Source organism: Mycoplasmopsis bovigenitalium (assembly GCF_002356075.1).
In the GTDB taxonomy this organism is placed as follows: Bacteria; Bacillota_I; Bacilli_A; order Mycoplasmatales; family Metamycoplasmataceae; genus Mycoplasmopsis; species Mycoplasmopsis bovigenitalium_A.
Genome location: NZ_AP017902.1, coordinates 410,967 through 435,163, shown reverse-complemented (window position 1 = coordinate 435,163; position 24,197 = coordinate 410,967). Strand labels below are relative to the sequence as shown.

20 protein-coding genes are annotated in these 24,197 nt (G+C 28.9%); 17 read left to right on the top strand and 3 right to left on the bottom strand.

Translation table 4 applies throughout. The features are described from left to right. Positions 1–15 precede the first annotated feature (15 nt). The 10 genes from MBVG596_RS01905 (at position 16) to rplS (ending at position 10,591) form a co-directional block, all read left to right on the top strand. Complete coding sequence (locus MBVG596_RS01905; RefSeq protein ID WP_096386409.1) at positions 16–1,878, top strand: ABC transporter ATP-binding protein; 1,863 nt, start codon at positions 16–18, stop codon at positions 1,876–1,878. After that, positions 1,878–3,803, top strand: a complete 1,926-nt coding sequence (locus MBVG596_RS01900) for an ABC transporter permease subunit (protein WP_096386404.1) — start codon at positions 1,878–1,880, stop codon at positions 3,801–3,803. Before MBVG596_RS01905 ends, MBVG596_RS01900 begins: the two co-directional genes overlap by 1 nt. Continuing rightward, complete coding sequence (locus MBVG596_RS01895; protein ID WP_096386399.1) at positions 3,803–4,744, top strand: ABC transporter permease; 942 nt, start codon at positions 3,803–3,805, stop codon at positions 4,742–4,744. Before MBVG596_RS01900 ends, MBVG596_RS01895 begins: the two co-directional genes overlap by 1 nt. A gap of 9 nt (positions 4,745–4,753) precedes the next feature. Further along, positions 4,754–5,830: a leucine-rich repeat protein gene (locus tag MBVG596_RS01890; protein ID WP_096386392.1), complete on the top strand. Its 1,077-nt coding sequence runs from the start codon at positions 4,754–4,756 to the stop codon at positions 5,828–5,830. Between the two features lie 205 nt (positions 5,831–6,035). Continuing rightward, positions 6,036–6,620 (top strand): variable surface lipoprotein, encoded by a 585-nt coding sequence (locus tag MBVG596_RS01885; protein WP_096386387.1) that lies wholly within the window; start codon positions 6,036–6,038, stop codon positions 6,618–6,620. 259 nt (positions 6,621–6,879) lie between these two features. After that, the gene (locus MBVG596_RS01880) at positions 6,880–7,791 is read left to right on the top strand and encodes a hypothetical protein (protein ID WP_096386382.1); all 912 of its coding nucleotides are present in this window, start codon (positions 6,880–6,882) and stop codon (positions 7,789–7,791) included. A 536-nt stretch (positions 7,792–8,327) separates the two neighbouring features. Then, positions 8,328–9,143: an HAD-IIB family hydrolase gene (locus MBVG596_RS01875; protein WP_096386377.1), complete on the top strand. Its 816-nt coding sequence runs from the start codon at positions 8,328–8,330 to the stop codon at positions 9,141–9,143. Positions 9,144–9,295: 152 nt separating this feature from the next. Then, positions 9,296–9,562 carry a 30S ribosomal protein S16 gene (gene rpsP, locus MBVG596_RS01870; RefSeq protein WP_004420572.1) on the top strand — a complete coding sequence of 89 codons (267 nt, stop codon included), beginning with the start codon at positions 9,296–9,298 and terminating at the stop codon, positions 9,560–9,562. Then, positions 9,562–10,245 (top strand): tRNA (guanosine(37)-N1)-methyltransferase TrmD, encoded by a 684-nt coding sequence (gene trmD / locus MBVG596_RS01865; RefSeq protein ID WP_096386372.1) that lies wholly within the window; start codon positions 9,562–9,564, stop codon positions 10,243–10,245. Before rpsP ends, trmD begins: the two co-directional genes overlap by 1 nt. Next, a complete protein-coding gene (rplS, locus tag MBVG596_RS01860) occupies positions 10,235–10,591 on the top strand; it encodes a 50S ribosomal protein L19 (protein ID WP_004420576.1) in 357 nt (118 codons plus the stop codon). The genes trmD and rplS overlap by 11 nt, the downstream gene beginning before the upstream one ends. A 42-nt stretch (positions 10,592–10,633) precedes the next feature. On the opposite strand, the gene MBVG596_RS01855 is transcribed toward rplS, so the two are convergent. Next, a complete protein-coding gene (locus MBVG596_RS01855; protein ID WP_096386368.1) occupies positions 10,634–11,347 on the bottom strand; it encodes an MAGa3780 family membrane protein in 714 nt (237 codons plus the stop codon). An 8-nt stretch (positions 11,348–11,355) separates the two neighbouring features. Then, positions 11,356–11,937, bottom strand: coding sequence for a hypothetical protein (locus MBVG596_RS01850; RefSeq protein ID WP_148664012.1), 582 nt, complete (start codon positions 11,935–11,937; stop codon positions 11,356–11,358). Between the two features lie 91 nt (positions 11,938–12,028). Between MBVG596_RS01850 and MBVG596_RS01845 the strand changes: the two genes are divergently transcribed. From MBVG596_RS01845 to MBVG596_RS01830, 4 genes are read left to right on the top strand one after another with little or no spacing between them, the layout of a single operon-like run. Next, positions 12,029–14,233: a HinT-interacting membrane complex protein P80 gene (locus tag MBVG596_RS01845; protein WP_096386358.1), complete on the top strand. Its 2,205-nt coding sequence runs from the start codon at positions 12,029–12,031 to the stop codon at positions 14,231–14,233. Continuing rightward, positions 14,233–15,528 carry a HinT-interacting membrane complex lipoprotein P60 gene (locus tag MBVG596_RS01840; protein WP_096386353.1) on the top strand — a complete coding sequence of 432 codons (1,296 nt, stop codon included), beginning with the start codon at positions 14,233–14,235 and terminating at the stop codon, positions 15,526–15,528. Before MBVG596_RS01845 ends, MBVG596_RS01840 begins: the two co-directional genes overlap by 1 nt. After that, positions 15,528–15,839, top strand: coding sequence for a histidine triad protein HinT (hinT, locus tag MBVG596_RS01835; RefSeq protein ID WP_096386348.1), 312 nt, complete (start codon positions 15,528–15,530; stop codon positions 15,837–15,839). The genes MBVG596_RS01840 and hinT overlap by 1 nt, the downstream gene beginning before the upstream one ends. 47 nt (positions 15,840–15,886) lie before the next feature. Then, positions 15,887–17,857, top strand: coding sequence for an MIP family Ig-specific serine endopeptidase (locus MBVG596_RS01830; protein WP_096386343.1), 1,971 nt, complete (start codon positions 15,887–15,889; stop codon positions 17,855–17,857). 37 nt (positions 17,858–17,894) lie between these two features. Here MBVG596_RS01830 and MBVG596_RS01825 read toward each other — a convergent pair whose 3' ends face one another. Beyond that, positions 17,895–19,262, bottom strand: a complete 1,368-nt coding sequence (locus MBVG596_RS01825; protein ID WP_172412426.1) for a M17 family metallopeptidase — start codon at positions 19,260–19,262, stop codon at positions 17,895–17,897. A 99-nt stretch (positions 19,263–19,361) separates the two neighbouring features. Here MBVG596_RS01825 and MBVG596_RS01820 point away from each other — a divergent pair, with 99 nt between their 5' ends. Genes MBVG596_RS01820 through MBVG596_RS01810 form a run of 3 tightly spaced genes read left to right on the top strand, consistent with a single transcriptional unit; the run spans position 19,362 to position 24,083 of the window. Then, on the top strand, positions 19,362–20,354 hold the full coding sequence (locus MBVG596_RS01820; protein ID WP_096386335.1) for an ECF transporter S component: 993 nt from the start codon (positions 19,362–19,364) through the stop codon (positions 20,352–20,354). A gap of 14 nt (positions 20,355–20,368) precedes the next feature. Continuing rightward, positions 20,369–22,318, top strand: coding sequence for a S41 family peptidase (locus MBVG596_RS01815; RefSeq protein ID WP_096386330.1), 1,950 nt, complete (start codon positions 20,369–20,371; stop codon positions 22,316–22,318). Then, entirely contained in the window at positions 22,311–24,083 is a 1,773-nt protein-coding gene (locus MBVG596_RS01810; protein WP_096386325.1) for a S41 family peptidase, read from the top strand. Before MBVG596_RS01815 ends, MBVG596_RS01810 begins: the two co-directional genes overlap by 8 nt. Positions 24,084–24,197: the final 114 nt, after the last annotated feature.

Below are 24,197 nucleotides of genomic sequence, written 5' to 3'. Positions count from 1 at the left end.
GAAATAATTTTCTAAATGTACGCAGTAGAATTTAGAAACATAACTAAAAAATTCCCCGGAATCATTGCAAATGATAAAGTTTCTTTCAAAGTAAAAAAAGGAACAATTCATGCATTGATTGGCGAAAATGGGGCTGGAAAAAGTACTTTGATGTCTATCTTGTTTGGACTATATGAACAAACAAGTGGAGAAATCCTAATTAATGGCAACAAAGTGCTTTTTTCTGGACCGAATGATGCCAATGCACTAGGTATAGGTATGGTGCACCAGCATTTTAAATTAGTTGATGTTTATACTAACCTTGACAATATTATTTTGGGTGAGGAATGAACAAATAATATAGGTGTAATTGATAGAAATATTGCTATTAAAAAAATTAAAGCATTACAAAACAAATACAACCTACAATTTGACCTTTTCCAAAAATCAGGTGAAGCAACTGTTTCAACTCAACAAAAAGTTGAAATCATGAAAATGCTATATCGTGGGAACGATATTCTAGTATTTGATGAACCTACAGCTGTTTTAACCGATGAAGAAATTCAAGGTTTATTAAAATCTTTTGAAATTTTTAAAAAAGCAGGAAAGACAATAATCTTTATTAGCCACAAACTTAAAGAAATACAACAAGTAGCTGACACTGCTACAGTTCTTCGTTTAGGTAAAGTGGCAGGCGACTTTATTATGAGTCAAACATCTATTGATGATATTATCAAGGCTATGGTTGGTAATGAAGTTGTCGAAATTAAAAACAATATCGAATGCAAACGTGATAATGTTGTATTCTCAATCAAAAATCTAACAACAACAAAACTTAAAAAGAACCTTAAAAATATTAACTTTAACATCCATGCAGGTGAAATATTTGCAATTGCTGGTGTAGCTGGCAATGGTCAAGAAGAACTTGAATATGTAGTTGGTGGTATTGAAAAACCATCAAAAGGTTCAATTAGTCTTTTAGTTCTTGACGAAAAAACAAATAAATATGAGTTAAAAGATATTACAAACACAAATGCACAAGACAGAAGTAAATTACACATGTCTTATATTCCAGCTGACCGTCATCACCATGGAGTTATTCTTGATTTTAGCATCCAAGAAAACTCTGTAATTAGAAGACTTTGAGACAAAGAATTCCAAAAAGCCGGTGTTTTCAAAAATAAAAACATCGCTGGATTTACTCAAAGCGTTATCGAAAAATATGACGTTCGAAGCTCACAAGGTGCAAAAAGTATTGCCCGTTCGCTTTCGGGTGGTAACCAACAAAAATTCATTGTTGGACGTGAAATGATGACTGAACATGATTTTATAATTATTGTTCAACCTACTCGTGGTATGGATATTGGTGCAATAACTAACATTCATACTCAAATTCTTGATGAAAAAGCAAAAGGTAAAGCAATTTTACTAATCTCATATGAATTAGATGAAGTTTTAGCTCTTGCAGACACAATTGCTGTTATTAATGAGGGTAAAATTTTATCAATTAATGATGCAAAAAACATCACTCGTGAACAAATTGGTAAATTCATGTCAGCTTCTTCTTCATCAACAGAAAATTGATTCAATCCAAATGATATTGAAGACTCAAAAGATTCATATATCACAGCATTAAACAGAAAAATTGCAAAACAAAAAGAACAAATCTTGCTTCAAGAAGCTTCAATTAAATCAAGTCTTGTAGTTGCAAAAAAAACCAAAGGTGCTGATAAAAATATAATCAATGAATTAAAAGAAAGTTTATTAAAAGTAAAAGAACAAAAATCTAAATTATTCAATGAAACAAAGCGTGAGTTAATTCATGCAAAAACTTCATTTAATGAAATTTATGAAGATTACAAAAATAATCAAGCAAATAAAATGAAAGGAGAAAAATAATGCAAACAGAAAACAAAAAGTTTAATCTTTGACAAAAATTTTCTGCTAAAGCATCAGAATTTATTCGTTTAGATAAAACAAAATCTACTGCTCGCAAAGTTTCTTCTTCTTTATGGTCATTATTTTTTGGGATTTTAATTGCTTTTGCTTATATCGTAGTCAAAAAAGGTGTACAAAGTTCAATCTTTGTTAACCCTATTGAGATTATTACAACTGTTCTTAAATCTTTTAATAGTTCAAACAAATATAAAATACTTCAATACTTTTTAGTATTTGGCTTTAGCTCCATAGCTTGTGCATTGAGTTTTAAGGCGGGCTTATTCAATATTGGTATTCCAGGCCAAATGATGATTTCTGGTTTTGTCAGTTTTGCTCTAATAATTCGTTATGGAGCAACAGAATACCAAGAAACACCTACTTGATTACTAGTTATTGCCCTATTTATATCAATCATATTTGCTTTTGCTATTGGTTTAGTGGCTGGAGCACTTAAAGCTTATTTAAATGTGCACGAAGTTATCTCAACAATTATGATTAACTGAATTATTGTTGGTTTATCAATGCTAATTTTCCAACAATCATCAGCTTCTATTGTTTGACCAAACTTTAGTTCAGCGCACTTAAAATACTATTTTGCCGATAACTTGCAAGGAACAAATGCGGCATTTACTAACATAAGTACAAATGTAAAAATGGCCTTCTTTATTGTTGGAATTGTTGCATTATTAGCATTATCAATTGGAATTACCTTTATTTTCAACTTTACTAACCTAGGTTACAAAATCAGAATGCAAGGTATTTCTAAATCAAATGGTAAATATATGGGAGTTAATGACAAGCTTTTAACTGTTATGGTGCTTGGAGTTTCATCTGCCATATCAGCTATTGCCGGATTTTACTTCTATGTAATTGGTGAAGGATTCTTCTTAGGAATTACGCAACCGCTTAACTTAGGTTTTGAGGCAATTGCAATTAGTTTACTTGCCCTAAACTCACCAGTTGGCGCTCTATTCTCATCACTTTTCTATACATACATTTATACTTCAGGACCTAGCTTACAATTAGCACCACTTTACATTCAACCTGAAGACTTACAAGTTATTACATCAGTTATTTTATATCTTGCAGCAACATCAATTATGTTCTTGCAATTTAAACCAATTAACTTCAGTGTTAGAAAAGTGCTATTATTATTAGACCCACGTTATCTAAAATATAGAAAACTAGAACAATTACTTGTTAAAAAAGCTTCATTAATTGCTCAATATAACGCAAAAATTTATGGTTTAGAACAAAATTCTAATAGCCAAAATTATCAATCTTCAATTAGCAAACTTGCCAAAATTCAAGATACTTATACTGCTAAATTCACTAAGCTAAACAACGCAATTGAACTAGCTAAATTCAACTGCCAAAAAGCAAATGAACTTTACCAAATTCAACTTGAATTATTTGCTGCTAAAAAAGATAATAATGCGCAATTAATGAGTGATATTAAAGCTAATATAACTAAATTTAAACAACAATGAAAAACTGAAAAAATGCAATTCAAACCTTCTAATTCAGTACCAAGCGAAATTAGAAGCGATATAAAATTAAACAACACAGAAAATTCATTTAAACTGCAAATTAAACAATTACGTAAACAATTAGCACAAATCACCAATGAGTATTTAACAAATGCTATGAACTACAAAAATAGTGATGACCAAACTATTGCCTACTTTGAAAATATCAATGGTGAAAAAATGAAAATTAACTACCAATTAATGACTCTTGGAGTTGGTGTTAAATTCAAACTAAAACAACAACGTAAAGCCCAAATTAAAGACATAAAATCTGAACACAATGACACATATGAAATGATTATTTCTCAAAGAAAACAAATGCATATTTGTCCATTTAGAAAGAGAAAGGAGGCATAATGGCATTAACAATTAACGTTTATTCTTGATTTTTACTGTTCTTTTGCATCTTTTCTCTAGGCGCAATTAGTGGGCTATTCTCAGAAAAAGTTGGTATTGTTAACCTTGGTATCAACGGTATGATGGTTATTGGTGCTGCTTGCTATCTTGCATTCAGTAACACACTATCAAAATTTGATGGCAATGAATCTTCAGGATGATGACAAATACCAGCAACGCTATTCGCTGTTGGCTGTGCATCATTATTCTCATTACTTCATGGTTTTGCAACCATTAAACTAAAAAGTGAACACACTATTTCGGGTTTTGCTATTAACTTATTAGCGTTTGGTATAGCAATTATCCTACTTGACTTCTTTGGTAACGGTAACCGTAAACCTACTATGGGTATTACTGAGTTAAAATATGTAGTTGAAGTTGCTGGTTCGCAAAAAATAGAAATTATTTCTTGAAAAATTGTTATTACTTTAGCAATCATTGCTTTCTCAGCATTCGCTTTATATAAAACAAAATGAGGTCTAAGATTTAGAAGTATCGGTGAAAATCCACAAGCAGCCGATGTTGCCGGAATTAATGTTTACAAATACAAATGACAAGGTATTGCCATTTCTGGCGCAATTGCCGGAGTTGCTGGTGCAATATTTGCTCAAGCAACCCCTGCTTCATTTAATGGAGATGTACTTGGTTATGGATATTTAGCACTTGCAATTATGATTATGGGCCAGTGAAACATTTTCATTGTTTGTGGTGTTGCTATTGGTTTTTCACTACTATATGCTCTATCATTCTCAACAGGTGCATTTATCAACACATTAAGACCTTATTCACCTCTACTTGAGACAACTCCATACATATTATCATTAATTGTTATTATGATTACTGCTAAATCATCACGGGCTCCGGCTGCTGCTGGTTTAGTCTACGATAAATCAGTTCGCTAGGAGGAATAAATGAAAAAGTTTAATAAATCACTACTTATAAGCTCTACACCATTATTATTTGCTCCGCTTATTGCTACATCATGTAATCTATCTGAAACAATTAATGGTAATAAATACGTACAACTAAGATCAAATACTTTAATTGAACTTAATATTCCTGACCATGTTACGGAAATTGAACCTACAGCACTATTTTTAAGAAGCAAACTAGAAAAAGTTACTTCTAAAAATATTGCAATTCTACCTAAAGACTTATTTCGCTCAGGTAAAGACAACATTGGCGCTAACTCTTCTTTAAAAGAAGTTTCATTCAAGGCAGTTAAAGCTATTGAAAACGAAACTTTTAAAGGTTTAATTAACCTAGAAAAAGTTGATATGCCTCTAGTAACTGAAATTGGCGATAGTGCCTTCGAAAATACACCTAAACTTTCTTCTCTTTTTGTTTCTCCTATTACTAAACTTGGTAAAAATGCCTTTAAAGGCGCAAAATCACTTATTCAATTCCCCGCTCTAACAAATCAAATTACCGAGCTTGCTGAAGGTGTATTCTCAGAAACTGCCCTAACTGAGTTTTCAAATGAAAATATAATCGCTATTGGCAATGCAGCATTTAAAAACTCAAAAATCGAAAAAATTATTGCCCCTAAAGTTGCAAAAATTGGCAAAGAAGCACTAATGAGCCAAAGCCTAAAAGAAATAAAATTCTCTGAAAATGCTCAATTCGACCCTCTTGCTTTTGGTTCTAATTCCACAAAAGCCCCTCAAGCCCTTTTCGATAAAGATGGTCTTTTAACAATCAACCATACTCTATTTCTTATTAACAAAGATAAAGCAACTTCTTTAATCAAAACTGAAACCCGTAAAGTTAAAGAAAAAGATTCTGAAAAAGAAAAAGAAGTTACTTTTACAACCTTTACTCTACCTAGTGAAATTACTACTATTAACGTTGAAGCCTTTAATCAACATAGAAATAAATTCAACAAACTAATTGCTAAGGGCGTTAAAATTAGCGACCAAAAACAATTAGATGAATTTAAGAAAAAATTAAACTCATTAGGTATTACTGAAATTGAATTAGCTCAATAATTCAAATTCTCCAAATTAATAATCAAAAATCAAGCAACTATTACACTGCTTGATTTTTTTATTATCACTATAATACCGCTCAATATTTCATTATTTTGCTGCCGAAAATGCATTTATTAGCAGTTTTTTTAAGAAAATTGCTTTGATATATATATATATATATATATATATAATATGCCCAAACAATATGTAAAAAGGAATAAATATGAAAAAGAATAAATTACTAAATATGGTTATTATTAGTGCCCCACTTTTATCTATGCCTTTTGTTGCTGCTGCTTGCCAAAATAATCAATCAAGCCCTAAAACTAAGCAAGGCGGCGAATCGCAACCTGAGGTAGGTTCAAACGACAAAAAAACTACTGAAACTGATGACAAAAAAGGTCAAAAAACAGGAACTGGTACAGAAAGTTCAAAAATTGATAAAAAAACTAGGGATGACCAAGGCAAAAAAGATTCAATGCAAAGTGATGCTCCTGACAAACAAAAAGAAATAGCAATGAAACTTGAAGAAGAGAGACTTAAAAAGGAAAATGATCCTGAAAATAACCTACAATTAAAGATTGCTCAAGAATTGGCCGAAAGAGAAAAATACAAAAAGCAACATGCTGATAGAAATAAAAAAATAAAAGAGGCTATGGAGAATCTTAAAAAACAAGAAGAAGCAGAAAAAGCTAGAATTGAAGAGCAAAAGAAAAAAGATGAAGAAGCACAAAATAATTTAAAAGCTGAAGAAGACAAAATAAAAGATTTGGTTTTAAAAAAATCAAAACAAAATAGTGCTAAATAATCTAAGATTTACCTATAAATATCAAATAAATTAATTTGAATTCTTAAAAATTACTAATCTGAGAATTCAAATTAAGCAATATTTACAATTAAAAAATCAAGCATTTGCCATTTTTGCTTGATTTTTAATTGATATTTAGACTTGTATGTTTCGCCTAAAACAGCATTTTTGCAATATTTTTCCTTGAAAATTGCATTTTTTAGCAGTTTTATAATAAAATGCTTATAATAAGCCTAAATAATATGTAAAAAGGAAATATATGAAAAAAAGAATAATATTAACAGCATCACTAACAACTTGTGCACTGCCGCTAGTAGCAATGTCTTGCGACAAACAAATAAAGAAAGAAACTGATAAACCAACACCCGCCCCTCAAGGCGATGATGCTAAAGACAAAAAAATCTCAGCTTTAGAGGCAGCCAACAAACATTTAGAAGCTAAAATTAAACTATTAGAAAGTTTAAATGATAAATTAATGGCTGAGAATAAAGAAATTAAAGCCAACCCTGAGAAATGAGCAAAACTTAAAGAATTAACAGCGTTATGATCCAAAAACAAAGTTGAGATTCAAAGCGCTCTTGATGGTATTAAAGATGTAGCCACAAAAACTAAATATCAAGAACAATACAATCAGATTGTGGATGTCATAGACAAAGCTTCTACACCGCCAACAGTAGAGATTTATAATCAACAATTGTCTAAATTGAATGAGATTGTAGAAGAGATATCAATTCACCCTTATAAACAGCAATATGAGGAAATATTAAAATGAGCAAAGGGCGAGAGTGAAATAATTAAAGAGGAACAATTAAAACAAATTACAGACAAAGTTGATTTAAAGAAACCTCACACTATTCAAGAAGGTGTCAAAGCAATTATAGATTTAATTACTACTCTAAAATTGGATGGGGAAGAATTTAAATCACAGTTACCAAAATGAGTGAAATTACCAACTCCAGAACAAATTAAAGAAAGGCAAGCTACCGCTAAAGATCAATTTGATGCATTAATTAAAGAATTAAAAGCCAACTTCCCTTCAAAGGTTGAAGAGATTGATCAACAAATCAAAACTCTTGGAACGAAACCTAAAAATTCTGATTATGTTAAACTAGCGCGTGAGTTAATTAATAAATATAGAACAATTTCAGATGCAAATGGAGCTGCATCGTAGCTTTAAAAAGTCAAAATATCAACAGCCAAAACAATCCTCATATTTGATTTAATTTCAAGAATTTATAATCTAATTTTTTTTGATAAATATCAAAATAAATTCATTTAAATTATTAAAAATCACTAATCAAATAACTAAAATTAAACAATATTTATAATCAAAAAAATCAAGCATCTACCATTTTGCTCGATTTTTTCTTTTACTGATATTTGATTTATGTTTTGTTCAAAATAGCATTTTGCAATATTTTGCATTGAAAATTGCATATGTTGTACTTGAACTTACTGCTTAGGAATTTAGATGTAAACAATCATCTAAATTTTTGTTTTTCTTTTTTATTTTCAAATTTGTGTAATTAATACCACATTTTTCTTGTAAATTTCTTTTGTTTTTTCAATCAATAAAAATTTTGATATATTACTTATTCAATTGAAAAATAATTGATTTTAGTAAAAAAAATACTAAAAGCTATTTTAAACGTTGGAGCAGGCCTTGTTTTTTTTTTTTTGATTCTTAATATTAGTTAAAATTATGGAATGAAAAATTTAGTTAAAAAAGCTAAGATATATTTTTTAGATTTAGATGGAACATTTATTGATAAAGTGAATGGTTACGAAACAATTAGCGAAAAAAATATATTAACTGCTAAAAAAGTAAATTTATCTAAACCTGTTATTTTTTCAACTGGTAGAGGTAATACAGAATATACAATGAATATAGCGCAACAAGTTTGCAGTGAGTATGTTGTGTGTTTAAATGGGGCTCTCGTTGTTGATAAAAATAATAAAGAAGTTTATCGTAAAGAGATGCCTAAAGATATTGTTTTAAATGTTATTGAAGAATTCAAGAAGCATAATATGTGTATATATATTAATGGCATAAAAAACATGTACCATAGCGGCAATTTTGAAGGTGTTCTAGTTAAAGAATGGTCAAAAGAAAATCCTAAATTTAATTACAATGATATTGATAATAATGGTCCATTTTCAAAATTGCTTGTTTTTGGTTTAAGTATTGAAAAAACAAAAGAATTACACAATTATTTATCTAAAAAATATCCTGAACTAGCTTTTTATTTGGTATCGAATGGTTATACAATCGAAGTTGGTCCAAGCGATGCTAACAAAGGAATTGCCAATAAATTTGTTTGCGAATTATTAAATATTGACCCAAAAGATGCGATGCATATTGGTGATTCAGCAAACGATATGCCAACAAAATATCATTTAGGTTATTTTGTTTGCATGGGAAGTTCACAAGAACATGTAAAAGCAATTGCTCATTGCGTTGGTCCTGACTATTCAAATTCCGGGTTATCAACTGTTCTTGAAGAGTTAGAAGAGCTTAAATAGTAATATATTTTGAAAAATCGTGTCAAGCAAAAATGCTTGACATTTTTTTGTTTTGAATATTTGTTTTTAATGTAAAATAATAAAGCAATAATGCTGTCAAGTATTTTTGCTTGACACAAATGTCGCAGTTAATTTATTAAGGAGAATATTTTATGGTAAAAATCAGACTAAAAAGAACTGGTTCTAAATTTAATGCTCAATATAAAATAGTTGCTGCTGATTCACGTGCTCCACGTGACGGTAGATTTATTGAGGCTTTAGGACAATACAACCCACACACAAAAGAATTCTTTGTTAAAGAAGAACTTGTACAAAAATGAGTAGACAATGGTGCTCAACTAACTCAAGTTGTTTTCGACTTATTCAGAAAACACGGTTTAAATGAAAAACTTCAAAAAAATTCAAAACACGCTAAATAATGAAAATTAATTTTTTAACTCTTTTTCCAAATTATTTCAAACCGCTAACTGATGAATCGATTATTGCCAAAGCAATTGAAAAAAACCTAATCAACATTAATATTATTGATTTTAGGAAATTTAGTAAAAATAAACACAACAAAGTCGATGATGAAATTTATGGTGGTGGTCATGGATTGCTTTTACAAGTTGAGCCAATTGATTTAGCACTAGATTCGTTAGAAAATAGAGGTGGTTATAAGGTTTTAGTAACACCACAAGGACGCAAGTTTGATCAAAAAATTGCGAATGAATTATCAACAAAATCACAAATAACATTTATAGCAGGACGCTATGAAGGATTTGATGAAAGAGTTGTAGAACTTGTTGATGATGAAATATCGATTGGAGATTATGTTTTGACTGGTGGTGAACTTCCTGCAATGGTAATGGCGGATTCAATAATTAGACTAGTTCCAGGTGTAATTAGACAAGAATCACACCAATTTGATTCATTTCAGGATGCAGGATTATTAGATTACCCCCAATACACCCGCCCTCGAGAATATAAAGGTATGAAAGTGCCAGAAGTTTTATTAAATGGCAATCATGCAGATATTGAAAAATGGAAAAAAGATGAGCAATATAAAAAAACATTAAAAAATAGACCCGACATAATTGAAAGGATCAATAATGAGAAATAGATTAATTGAATTAGTAGAACAAAGTCAGCTACGTAAAGATCACCCAGATTTTAGAGTAGGTGACAACGTTAAAGTTTATGTTCGTATCCGTGAAGGTGAAAAAGAACGTATTCAAATTTTTGAAGGTTTAGTAATTTCAAGAACTGAATCAGGTACAAGAGAAAACTTTACAGTTAGAAAAATTTCATTTGGTATTGGGGTTGAAAGAACATTCCCATTACACTCACCATTTATAGCTCAAATTGAGGTTGTTCGTTCAAATAAAGTACGTCGTGCTAAACTAAACTACATTCGTGAAAGAAGTGGTAAATCAGCAAGACTTAAAGAAATCAAACGTAATAAATAATTTATTTAATTTAAACTGTGACATAAATTTAACTACATATTGCTATGTAGTTTTTTTAAACAATTTAATTTTATAAGACTTAATCAATATTATAGTCAGTAATAGTGGAATATAAATATTGCCTAATAAAATAACAAAATTTAACACAAAAATAACCATGCTATTATCACCACTGTAAAATAAAGGTTTACGGAAATTTAAGAAACTATAGATTACAACGCCTGTATCATTTTTAAAAATACCGTATGTTGCAACATAGATTAAAATTGCAATGAAATAATAAACTACAAATCAAAATATTGGGATAAACAAGTCTAATACTTTAATTTTTACTTCTTTTCTAAATAAATAAAGAATTAAAAGACCAATTATTGGATTAATAAAATGCAGGATAACATTCATAAAAGCGACCGGATAGTTGTATCAAGCTGCAGACCAAAAAATAATCAAACTTCAGAAAACAAACGAAGTAATAGCCATTAAACAAGCCGCGTTAAAAAATAATCTTTTAATAACTTTTGATTCTTTCTTAATAACTAACAACATCATTGTAATACCAAGAAAAATATTACTTATTGTTGTGAAAAACATTGTAAAGCCAAATCCCTTGAATAAAGCAAACACTGTTGGCAATTCTTCATAAATATCCATAAAAGTCGGATCATAAAAAATAACTACAGAAAAAATTGAGAATAATGTAGTCGAAATTATGAATAATGATGATGTAAAAGTGATATTATCTCTTTTAAAATTCATATATAAAATTATATCTTAATATTCAATGAATCCAATTCAAAATCATTGAAATAAGGCAAAAAAACACCTTCGAATTCGATTTTTTTGCATTTATTTCAATTTAAATTATTGTAAAAAATAAATTTATCTAGCGTTGAATCTGTAAAAAAATAAAGTGTAGGTCGCGTATCAGAAAGTAAATATATTAGTTCTTTAAATTGAATAGGCTGTGTGCCAGTAGATTTTAGTATAGTTAATAAACTATTTTTTGATGCATCTCAATATTTCAAACGCGATTTATTTTTCTTATCAATTGATTCAATTTTTTCCCTTGTACTTCCAATTATCAATTGAATTGGTAAAACTTGCTTATCAAATTTAAATGATGCTAAATAACCTTTATTGCTTTTGTTATTACTGAATTTGAATTTATCAGGGAATAAGTAAGCAAGATACGAAAAATCTTTTCAATACAGCGCAACGCTATATTTTTTTTCAATATTTTGACCAGCAATTATTGCATCATAAAATTTCTTAGAAATTGACCAATTAATGTTTTTTTTATTCAAAATTGATTCAAATTCTAAAATTAATTGGCTAATTTTGTTCATATGTTTATTATACATTTTCAAATGTTTGACAAAATAAAATTTATGTATAATATACAATATTAAATTTAATATTAATTAGAAAGAAGGGAATATGGCTAAAAGAAAAGAAACTTTTTTTGAGCGTTTAACTAGAAAAAATGCTCAACAAGAAGAAAATCAAAATCCCAAATCAAAGAAATCAAGAAATTGAAAATTTTGAACAATAAGTTCGCTTTTAACATTGGCTTTAGCAGCTGGTATTTCTGCGCCTTTAATAGCTCAAAGTTTGAATAAAAATTATGAACAACCACTTCCGGACAACACACCGGTATTTAGCTACAAAACACCTGGTTCAAACTCAAATAATGAAGTTAAATTCTACATTAAAGACCTTAAAAGCAACAAATTAGCAGATGATGCAAATGACCCCAAAAAAGTTCTAGACAATGTTTTTCGTCATGCATTATTCTATCTTTACAATAAAGAAGTTGAAGCTTCAAAAGAATATCAAAGACTATGAAACTCTTCAAGAAAAGAAGATGATAAACAACGTAATGATATTGCTTTAAAAACCATTAAGGAATTAAAAGAAAAACACCGTGGTTCTTTATTAGATGTTAAAAACTTGTTAATTAAAACATATGGTTTTGATAAATGAGAACAAGCTTTCAACGAAATGCTTGTTAAATCGTTTAATGGTGCAAAAAACATTGATGAAGCTGTAGATTTTAAGGTTTATGAATCAATAAAAAATGATGCATTACGTCGTTTTTCTTTAAACACATCATTTAACATTAATGATATTGATAGAACTGCAACAAGTGATATTTTCAAACTTGATAAAAATGGCAATTTAACCAATGAAATTTTGTACAAAAAAGGCGATAAAGTATTTAAATTTTTCCAAAAGGATAAAAACTACTTTGAAATGGATCAAATAAAAGAAAAAATGACTTTTATGACCAATAGTTTTGTTACAGAAGATTCATATAAGAGTGCTGAAGGATTTATAGATCACTACTTAAGCAAACATAACCCATTTTTAATTAGTCAATTCACTCTACCCGGAATTGCTCCAAGCAAAAAAGTTGATGGCGAAGAACTAAAATGAAACTTTGATAAAAACGCAGTTAAAAAACTAATGTTTTATTGACCTGCTCAAGGTGAAAATAATTTTAAAGTCATTCCTGCTTTTGACAAAATTAAAGAAAACTTCAAAGCATACGATGAACTTGTTGCAAAAGCTAAAGAAAATAGTTCATCAACAATAAATCAAGAAATTGCGGAATATAGTTCTGTTTTAGCCCAGCTTTCTCTTGATGAACAAGAAATCAAAACAAATTGAGGTTCAACCGGTCTTACTTCAATTGATGATTTATTGGTTGGCGGCGGTGATAAAACACTTAAAGCCTTTTCTCAATTATCTGATTTGTATACAAATGATGTTAAAGAGGTTGATTTATTTGGCAAACTAAAAGAAATTAGAGAAAACATTATCAAAAATTTTGATAGTATTTCGCAAATTTCAGATGATTCACTTAAAAACAAAAGTCAACAAGAAGCTCAAACTGAAATTGGAAAATTCAATAAAGCACTTCAAAAACTATTTGATGACGCTAGCGATGTTAAAAAAGAGGGAATTTACACTGAAAAATTTAATGAACTTATTGTAAAACCGCTAGTTGAATTATTTGAAAAAGAAGGCCAAATTCAAACAGTTTATAAATTAAAAGGCAGTGAAGATATTCTAATTATCCTAACCTCAAAAGGTATTAGTCTAATTAATGTCAAAGCAATTGACAAAATTAAAGCATATGAAAATAAGTCCAAACCTGAAATATTAAAAGAAATGATTAAGTCTGACTTTTTATTGAGCAACAAATATAAAAACTCAATATCGGGTAAAAAATACAATGCACTTCAATTAATTAATCAATCATTGACACAACAACAATATGTTTTAGAAAAAATGTTAAATGAACAAGAATTTTTAAAATATCTAAAAGAGCAAAAAAATATTTATGCTTTTGATGAAAACAAAAAACCAATTGAAAATGCAAAATATAATGATAAAGATATTGAAAAATTCAAACAATATAACAAAAATATTCTTATCGCAGAAGATGTTCAAAGAAACTTCAATTTAACCAAATCAGTTGATAATTGAATGAAAGATAGAGCTCAAGGCAAATATGACAGCAACTTTGTTTATAAAGATGAAAAAGTATTTTTCCCAAATTCAACAAAAAATAAAGATAAAGATGCTAGCGCTTTAGTTTTCGAAAAATTAAATGAATTAAGAAAGGGAAACAAATAATGAAAAAAATAAATTTAGCCATATTATCTAGTTCATTAGTTGCAATTCCTTTTGTTTCTGCTTCTTGTGCAAAAAATGTTAAAACTGTTGAAAAAATTAAACAAGATAATTTAATTAAAGCCGATGCTGCTGAACAATTAAAAGCAAAATTTACAAGAGCAACTCTATTATCTTTATACAAAATTAAATTCAATGATTCAAATAATCTTGATGAAACATATATAAATGAATTTAAAAAAGAAGAATCCAACTTATTTAAAGATAGTGAAAAAGCATTCAAACTTTATGCAAAAAATAAATTAGATAAAGATAAATATTATTTTGCGCAAAAAGTTGTTGATTGAACATCAAGCAGAATTTTAAATAATCAAGAAATCGAAACTCTAAAAACTATTCAACCTCATTCAGAAATAACAACAGATCATTTTAAAGTGCTTTGATTGAATGAAAAAACTGGTATTAGAGCTGAAATTGAAAAAATGTTATTTGTAAATAAATATTTTGCAATTAACACAAAAGAAGAGCTAAAGAAAATTGACAAAAACTTTAAATATACAAAAGATATTAAATATGAGTTAAAAAATTACTTACTTGCTAAATACGCAGTTGATAAAAAATATGCTCAAATTTGAATGAAAGATGCTGAAACTAAAGTTGATAATGACTCATTTTTCACCCGTGGTTTTCCAACTATAAAAGATACAGACACATTTAATGAATTTTGAAAAGATTCAAGTCAGTCTAAAGACCAATTAAAAGCTGACATTGAGTTTATTTCAGGCAATGATGATGATAAAAAACTATACGGTTACAAAGGTTTTAAATCAGCAACAACATCGTATTCATTAAAATGAGATTATGAATCTCTTAAAAATAAAAAAGCTAAAAAAGACTTGTATGGATACTTTGATGTAAACAATAATAGATTAGTAAACACAGAAATTGAAAAAGGATTCGTTATTAATCCATACAAAATTTCAACAGGTGAAAAAACAACTCCTACGGTAGTTTATTTAAATCAAATTGCGCCAATTGCTGCATCTCAAGAAGTTGAACTTCCAAATTCAGAAGACTCAAAATCAACAAAATCAAAAGTTACATTATTATCTTTCGATAACACAATGTACAAAGATAAATTGGATATTTTAGCCTTTTTATTCTTCTTAAATGACCAAACTCTTTACGAAACAGCAATTAAGAGTTTTGCTGATTTAGGATACAAAATTAAGATTAATAAAACAAGTATTGCTTTAAGAGAAGCCGCTAAAAGCTTGGTATTTGTGGAGTTGGTATAATGGATAATGTTTTTTTAGATATTATAAGTGGCAAATTAGAAGCAAACTTCATATATAAAGACGATGTTTGTGTCGCTTTTTATGACAAATTCCCTGTTAGCAAAGGTCATTTTCTAGTAGTTCCGATTGAAAGACAAAGAAATATTACCCTTGAGAGCGATGAAACTGCGGCGCACTTGATTAATGTTGCGCGTAAATTAGCTAAACAAGAAGTTTTAGATAAAGGCGGCCAAGGCTTCAAAATTTTAATTAATACAAATGCGCCTGAACAGTCAGTTTTTCACACACACGTTCACGTTATTCCATATTAAAGATTAATATTCACTTTTCGTGAATATTTTATTATCCGGAGATAATTATGAAATCAAACAAAAAACTATTATTTTCATCAATTTTATTGACATCATTTTTGCCTTTTTCAATTGTATCTTGTGTTCAAAAAGGCAAAAATAATGATGAAGTCAAAAAGCAAGAACTTTCAATTAAAATTGACGCAAAAATCAGTAAATTAAATACACTTGATAAACAAACTAGCGAACCAAAATATTCAGAAGTAAATGCACAAATCAAGGTTGAATTAGTAAAATACAATAACAAATCATTAAAAGACCTAACCGTTAAAGAATTAACTCGCATTTTTAGTGATTTAACTGTTTTTATTGCAACTGTAAATCAAAAAATTAAAACTATTAATGATTTAACAAAACCAGAATTAGGAGAACCAAGCAGCCCAGAAAAAGGTAATGACAATGGTTCACAAAAGCCTCCTAAAGAAGGAGATGGTAATCTCCAAACCCCTCCAACTGACAAGCCTGAATTGCCTGTTTGGCCACCTACTTTTCCTAAAATTGATAATAGTTCAAAGCACACCTACCCAGAATATGCAAGTAAATTTAAAAAAGTAGACTCAAATGTTTTATACAATGAAATATTTGATAGGACTTTTGCTTTGAAATTTGCCACCAAACAAGCAAATGGCGGCTTTATTTCAAATGATAAAGGTACTGGTTGATTACTAGACTATTACAAATACAAAAGTAATCCCAATAAATACAAATTATTTATTGCAACAAACTTACATGTTATAGCCAATTTTAGTAATTCTCTTTCTGATGAATTAAACAAGAAATTAAATTATGAAGACCCTGTTAAAGATAAAGTTGTTGCAGTAGCTTTAGGTAAAGCAAAAAACAAACCAACAGAATTTTCGGCTTTGCCAAATAACACCGCTGATCAAGAAGCGAATAAAAACCAATGAATTGCCAAATACTACACAAATTCGACTGAATTGGTAAATTATGATAAGATGGAAGGTGTTACTGACACAGTGCAATCAAGCGCCATTTCTAAGCCAAAAATTGTATTTGCTGCATATGATTTTATGAAAAAAGAATCAATGCAAAAATATCAAGCAGACTTACAAAAAAGTGCAGAACAATGACATGAATACTTAAAAAACAGTGGCGAGATTGATGAAGATTATAAAAAACCAATGTTTGATGCATATTTTAAAGGTGACAAACATATTGGAGTAATGGTTGATTTTGCAGTATTTGAAGTTGATGTAGATTTAACTTCCGCTCCCGAAGAATTAAAACAATGAGTTAATAATGCAATAAAAGGTCTTGACAGTTACATTGATAGATTGGAAAAAACAGAAATTTTACCTAATCAAAATAAAGAAATTTCCAAATACATGCTTACAACAGATTATGTTTCTGCCGCTAAAAATGAAAAAAATGAGAATAATTTGTACAATATTCAAAACATTTTTATCGGCGGATATCCATTTGGTCATAAACATGGAATGTGAGTTATTAATAACCCAATTGAAAGAAATTCAGAAAATTTAACTTCATATCATCGTAGTCCTGTTAATGCAAAAACTTTTGCATTACCTGCAGATAATCATGAAAGTAAATTAGAATTCGGCAACAATTTAGGAATATACGGTAATACTTGAAGAAAATTAATGGGACAATGATATGGATATCATCATAATATTAATTTTTCTTCACTATATTATGGCGCTTCAGGTTCTTTAGTTTACAATGAATTTGGTCAAATGATTGGTATTTATGACTCAGTAAGAGCAAATGTTAATTCTGGTGACCTATTGCAAACTGGTGGTTTTGCGCCATTTATTCAATCAAGCGATATTAGTGGAGTTACTGGTGATACACTATATGCTTATAATTTAATTGATGGCACTGATAAAACAAAATTTGCACACCAATCTAATTCATTTAGAGAAAATTTACGAATAATTTATCCAAATGGATTTGAAAATGGCGAAAAAACAACTAAATTGTTTGACAAAGGCTTTTAGAACAAAAAAATAAACCCGCTTGGGCTTATTTTTTTGTTTAAATTAATGATAGTTCAGTTAAAGTTTTAACCATTGGACCATATGGAATTTCATTAATTTCAGCAGTTCCAGCTATATCAATGTGAATGAATTCAACATCTTCTGTAAATTCTTTTAAGAACATTGCAGCAGAACAAGAACCAGCATTTCCTGATAAATCAGTGTTTTTTAGATCTGCTACCTGTGATTTTTTGATGTTTGAACCAAATGCTTCGTCAAATGGCATTCTTCAAACTAGTTCATTTGCATTTTGTGCTGCTTTGCTTAATTGCTCTCAAGCATTTTCACTTGTTGCTCAAACACCTGAGTAAGTGTGGCCTAATGCAACAACTATTGCTCCAGTTAAAGTGGCAACGTCAACGATTCTTGTTGCTTTTAGGTTACGAACAGCGTATGTTATACCATCCGCTAATACTAGTCTACCTTCGGCATCAGTGTTGTTTATTTCAACTGTTTTACCATTCATTGATTTTCAAACTGAATCTGGTAATGATGCATCACCATTAACTCTGTTATCTGTAATGCACATTACAGCCGCAAAGTTTTTCTTAGGCTTTAATTGTGCAATAGCTTTTAGTGTTGAAGCAACAATAACTGACCCTGACATGTCAAATTTCATACCCAACATTGAACGAGAAGGTTTAAGAGAATAACCACCTGAGTCAAAAGTAATACCTTTACCAACTAATACAGTTTTTTCTTTAGATTCTGGATCACCATTGTATTCAATAACAACAACTCTAGCTTCATACATTGAACCTCTATTTACTGATAGTAGTAGACCCATTTCAAGTTTTTCAATTTCTTTTTTGTTTAGAACTGTTACTTTAAGGTTTGAATATTGTTTGAAATCTTCGGCAATAGTTTTAGCAAGTGCTTCTGAGTTTAAAATGTTAGGTGGGGTAACTTGTAAGTTTCTTGCATAGTTAGTAGCTTCAGATAAAATTAATTCTTTTTCAACTGATTTTTCAATATTTTGGTCAATTTCAACAAGGAATGGTTCAAGCTCAAATTCTGTTTTTTGTTTTTTCTCTTTTAGATTAAATAATTCAGCTTTTTCGAATGAAACTCCACGAATGTAGGCTTGTAAAACTCTCGCTTCATCTAAGTTTTTAGTTGTAAATGATTTAACATCAAATTGGTAATTACGAGCTAAATTAATTGAAAGTGATCCAAAAAATTTAACCAATGATTCAAAAGTTAACTTGTCTTTTTCACCCAAATAAACTAGGGCTAGATTTTCTGATAAATATTCAGTAATTGCATTATTTTTTTCAATCAACTGAGTTTTTGCTGCTTCTCCTTTAAAAGTAGCTTGCAATAATACTTCATTTGATCTTTTAGTATTTATTTTTTTAATTAGCATTATGTCTCCTTTTTATATCAATAATTTTAACATTAAAACACATTAAATTTATTCTATAATTAAATATTGCGATGTGTATAATTTACGTAAAGGAAAATTATGAATCCAGTCAAAACTGATAAAGATTTTAAAATGTTTTCGAGATGGTCAATTAGACGTATCACTTTTATTGGTATGTTGATCGCTATTTCAGTGTCTTTCTTTTTGGTTGTTGTGCAACTAATGCCTTTTTTGTCTTTACCTTCATACAAAATTAGCATTATCGGCTTGCCAATTAAAATATCAGGATTTATATTTGGTCCAGTAGTTGGCGGGTTTGTCGGTTTAGTTTCTGAACTTATTTCTTATGCCTTAGTCCCAACATACTTTGATAAGTTCTTTATTTTAGCTGCTGTTCTTGATGGGGTAATTCCAGGTATAATAAGTTGATTATTTTTTAGACTTATTCGCTTCTGCTATGGAGGCAAATTCACGGATGGTGTTTATGCTGAAAAAATATATAAATTATTTAAGAAACTTGACAAATTACGCTTAAATCCAATTGAAAACGAAAAAACTATTGAAAAAATTGAAGATAAAATAATCTTTCTGAATAATTATAGATTTGGTAGTAAATTACACAAAACATCAAAAATAAATCTACTAAATATCAATATGATTGTATGCTTGTTAATAATATCATTCATTATTGTTGCTGTTGTAAGTTACATTGGTTTTCACGTTGATGAAGCAGTTATTCAAAGAGGTGTTATTCCAAATCGTTGATTATTGCTTGCAATAATGCTTTCTGGTTATGTTTTAATGATGTTATTCATTATTGTTGCTCGCTTTAAGTTGAGAAGACAACTTTATTTAGTTATTGTACCAATTGTTGTTTTTTCAGCAGTACTTGAGACTTTTAACGTGCCAATTTTGGCTTTAGCTGAACAAAATAGCCTTGAAAATGGTAAACATGTAGGTTCGATATTTGTTTACATGTTTCAACACATAGTTACAAGCCCTGTTAAAATTTGGGGTAATATGTTCATAATTTTCTTTACTCATGGAATAATTTCGCCATTAATTTATAAAAATCATGAAATAACATACTAAATATTAGAGGAATAATGCCAAAAAAAATAAAATCATTCGTTGCTTCTGTCATTTCGTTAATTTTGCCTACAACACTTCTAAGCAGTTCTTGTGTAACCAATATTTCAAACAAAATTAACAACTTCAAAAATTTAAATAAAGACAACAAAAACACACAAAATCACGAGGGTAGCAATCCAAGCACACCACCTAAAAAAACAATCCCATTAACCCCAATACAGAATCCACCCAAAAAATCTATTCCGCCAATTGATAAAACAATAGAAAACACGTTAAATTTTATTGGTGATAAACCATTTTATAATATAAATTCAACCACTAATATTGAAGACCAAAAAACAACATTTAAAACATATATTCACAAAAAAACCAATGATGTTTATATTAATTTAAATGAAGTTATTGAAAAAATAGGCTTTTTGTTCAATGGAAATAAAATTCAATATAAAAAGAATAGTATCACCAAAAAAATTGCTGATATTGACTTAGGCAATAACAATGAATTGTTCAAGTTTGATGAAGAAACAAACGAAATTATTTTTACTTCTTCAAGTGCTTTTAAATTAAATCCGTCAAATTTCCAATGATTTAAATACAATGATATTCGCTATAATGAAACAAAATTTTTGCGAACAAAAAATAAATATAATGAGCATAATAAGTTAAAACTTGGTGACTACCAAATGGAAATTATTATTGACAATCAACAAATTTATTTACCATTTTGAGCTTTCAACTTAATGTTTATTTCAAATCAATACTATAACATACAATTTAATGGTAAAAGTTTTATTGGTTTAAATTATCAAACTTCTAGACAGGTTGTTGCTGGTCGTCATAATCTTGATCAAGATTTTTTAAATACAATGGATGCATATTACAATAACTCATTAGAATTAAAATATTCTAGAATTAATAATTTAAATTATTTAGCCTTTTTATTTGATAATTATTTTGGATTAGCCCAAAATTTATATAAATCTAAAAAAGTGAAAAATTTTTATGGTTTAGTCGAATCATATAACCTTAAAAATCGATTGTTATCAACCTCTGAATCGGAATATGTTTCTGCATACGATGAACTTTGAAATAACATTTTAAATGACCCTCACTCAAGAATAATTAGTAAGTCATACGGTTGAAAATATTGAGACGCGCACAGATCACACAGCATTTCAAAGAAAAACAAAGAAATGCTTGATAATAGACAAAAACTAATTGATGCTCGATTTGAAGCAAAAAATCCAGAAAACCAAAACCACAATTTACTTAATAAAATAACACATGTTTACAAAGACACAGCTAGAATTGTTCTGGATAATTTTGAAGATATAGCAGCATTGTCTGACAGTGGTATTGAAAAATGAAAATACAATTCATTCGAGAGAATGAAAGCAGCTATGGAGCGCATTAAAAAAGATGATCCAAATAACCAAGTTAAAAATATTATTTTAGATTTATCTTTAAATGGTGGGGGTTCATCATTAGAGCTTCAAAAAACGCTTGGATTTATAAATAATAAAGATATATCGTTGATTATTCATGACAAATTAAGCAGTGAATATACCCATCTAAACTACAATGTTGATACAAATAATGATAATCTATACAATGAAAAAGATGGTTTTTCAGAGTATAAATGATATGTTTTGGTCGGGGTTAATACCTTCAGTGCTGCGAATTTATTTGCTCACGTTGTGAAACAAGAAAACATTGCCACTGTTATTGGCCAAAAAACAGGTGGTGGAATGTTTTCTGTTTTACCAACAATTCTTCCTGACGGAACAAATGTTGATATTTCAAGTACTCTAGCTTGAACTGGAAAACCAAATAGAGAAGTACACACATCAGAAGACCTACCATTTACAGACCAAGGAATTGAACCCGATTTTTATGTTGATTACAAAAACTTTACAAAACACGATATATTGAATTATCTAATTAAAAAGGAAAATAATGGTTAAAAAAAGAATATGAATACCGCTAACGGTCGCAGCTTGCGTAATAGCTATGACTCCAATCGTAGTTGCTCCTTTTTTGCTTAATATCTTAAAAAACAAATTTTATGATTCTAATATTCAAAATATTAAAGAGTCCGAAACACCAAAACAACTAAATCTGCACAAAAATGCAGAGTTAGTTAATGTTTCTAATGGATTTTTACAAGACCCAAGTGAAATTAAGGTATATCAAGACAAAGAAAGTGAAGATTACTATGTTAATGCTATAGAAGTGTTCAAGAAAATGAATAATTTTTTTAGATTAAATGGGGTAAATGCAAATAATATTAACAATAAATTTGTGTTAAGCAACAATGGTGCAAATGTTTACTTTGATGAAAAAGATTCAACTATTTCATTCAAAAATTTCAATGATTTTTCCTTTATAAAAACAACAATTAATAGGGATTACAACAAATACATTAATGAACAATATACATCATTTAAGTTAAATAAGAGTGATTTCAAAAATATTAATTTAGCTGAATATGGATTTAATTTTTATGTTTCTGGCACTAGTCTTTATTTGCCAGTTTCTGTGTTTAATTTATTATTTTGTTCGCCGAATTACTTTAATTTACAATTCAATGGGGAAAAATTAATGGTAAGTAATTATGATGCTACCCACGATATTAATTTTTCAAATAACGAATATGTAATTGACTTTTATAAAGATAAATCAAATATACAAAACAGCAAACAACGAAGCACGAATTTAAATTTTTTAGCCCTACTTTTCGATCATTTTCACGGACTTTCGAATCAAATTTACAAGGAAAATGGTGTTAAAAATTTTAAAGAATTGCTAAAAAAACATAGTTTAAATGAACAAATATTAAAAAATCAAGTTAGTGAACACGAAAAATCTTATTACCAAATTTGATACAAATATTTTGATGATTTACATTCAAGAATAATTTCAAAATCATATGCTGCGGAAAGTAGCAGATTTCAAATTAGTGATGGAATTTATTTATCTAAACGCAGGGATGAATTTAGAAGTATTTATTCAAAACTAGTTAAATTAAGAAGAGAGAAAAATAAATTAAATAAAATAACTCATTTTTACAAAGATACAGCAAGAATTATTTTGGATTCATTTTTAGTGGGAACTCACGAACAAATAAATTCTAGCGATCGTTTTAAATATGACTCTTATTGACTGATGAACGATGCAATTAGAGAAATAAAACGAGTGGACAAAGATAATAAAATAAAAAATATTGTACTTGATATTTCATTGAATGGTGGCGGCTCAAGCGCTGCTCTGCAAAGAGTTCTTGGTTTTATAACAAATAGATCACAAAATCTATTTATACAAGATAGAATGAGTGAAATTTACACAAACATTAGTTTTACTATTGACACAAACCAAGACGGACTTTACAATTACAAAGATTCATACAATAATTACAATTGATATATTTTAGCAGGGAAAAACACATTTAGCGCAGCTAATGTGCTTGCGCACAGTGCTAAAACAACAAAATACGCTAAATTAATCGGACAAAAAAGTGGCGGCGGTATGTTTGCTGTTTTACCAACCGTTCTTCCCGATGGCACACATGTTGATATTTCGAGTCAATCTGGCTGGACATCTGGAACTAATAATGAAATTAAGTCCATTAATGATTTACCTTACACTGAACATGGTGTTGAACCAGATTACTACATTCCATATGAAAAATTTTATGACGATAACATATTAGAAAATTTATTTGGAAATTAAAAAATGTGTATATAATTAATTTGATGCGTTCCCAATGTGAACGGTTACTAGACCTACAAGGCTAGTTGCTTAAGTGTATATTGCACCTTTCTTACAAAATAATGGAATAAGCCT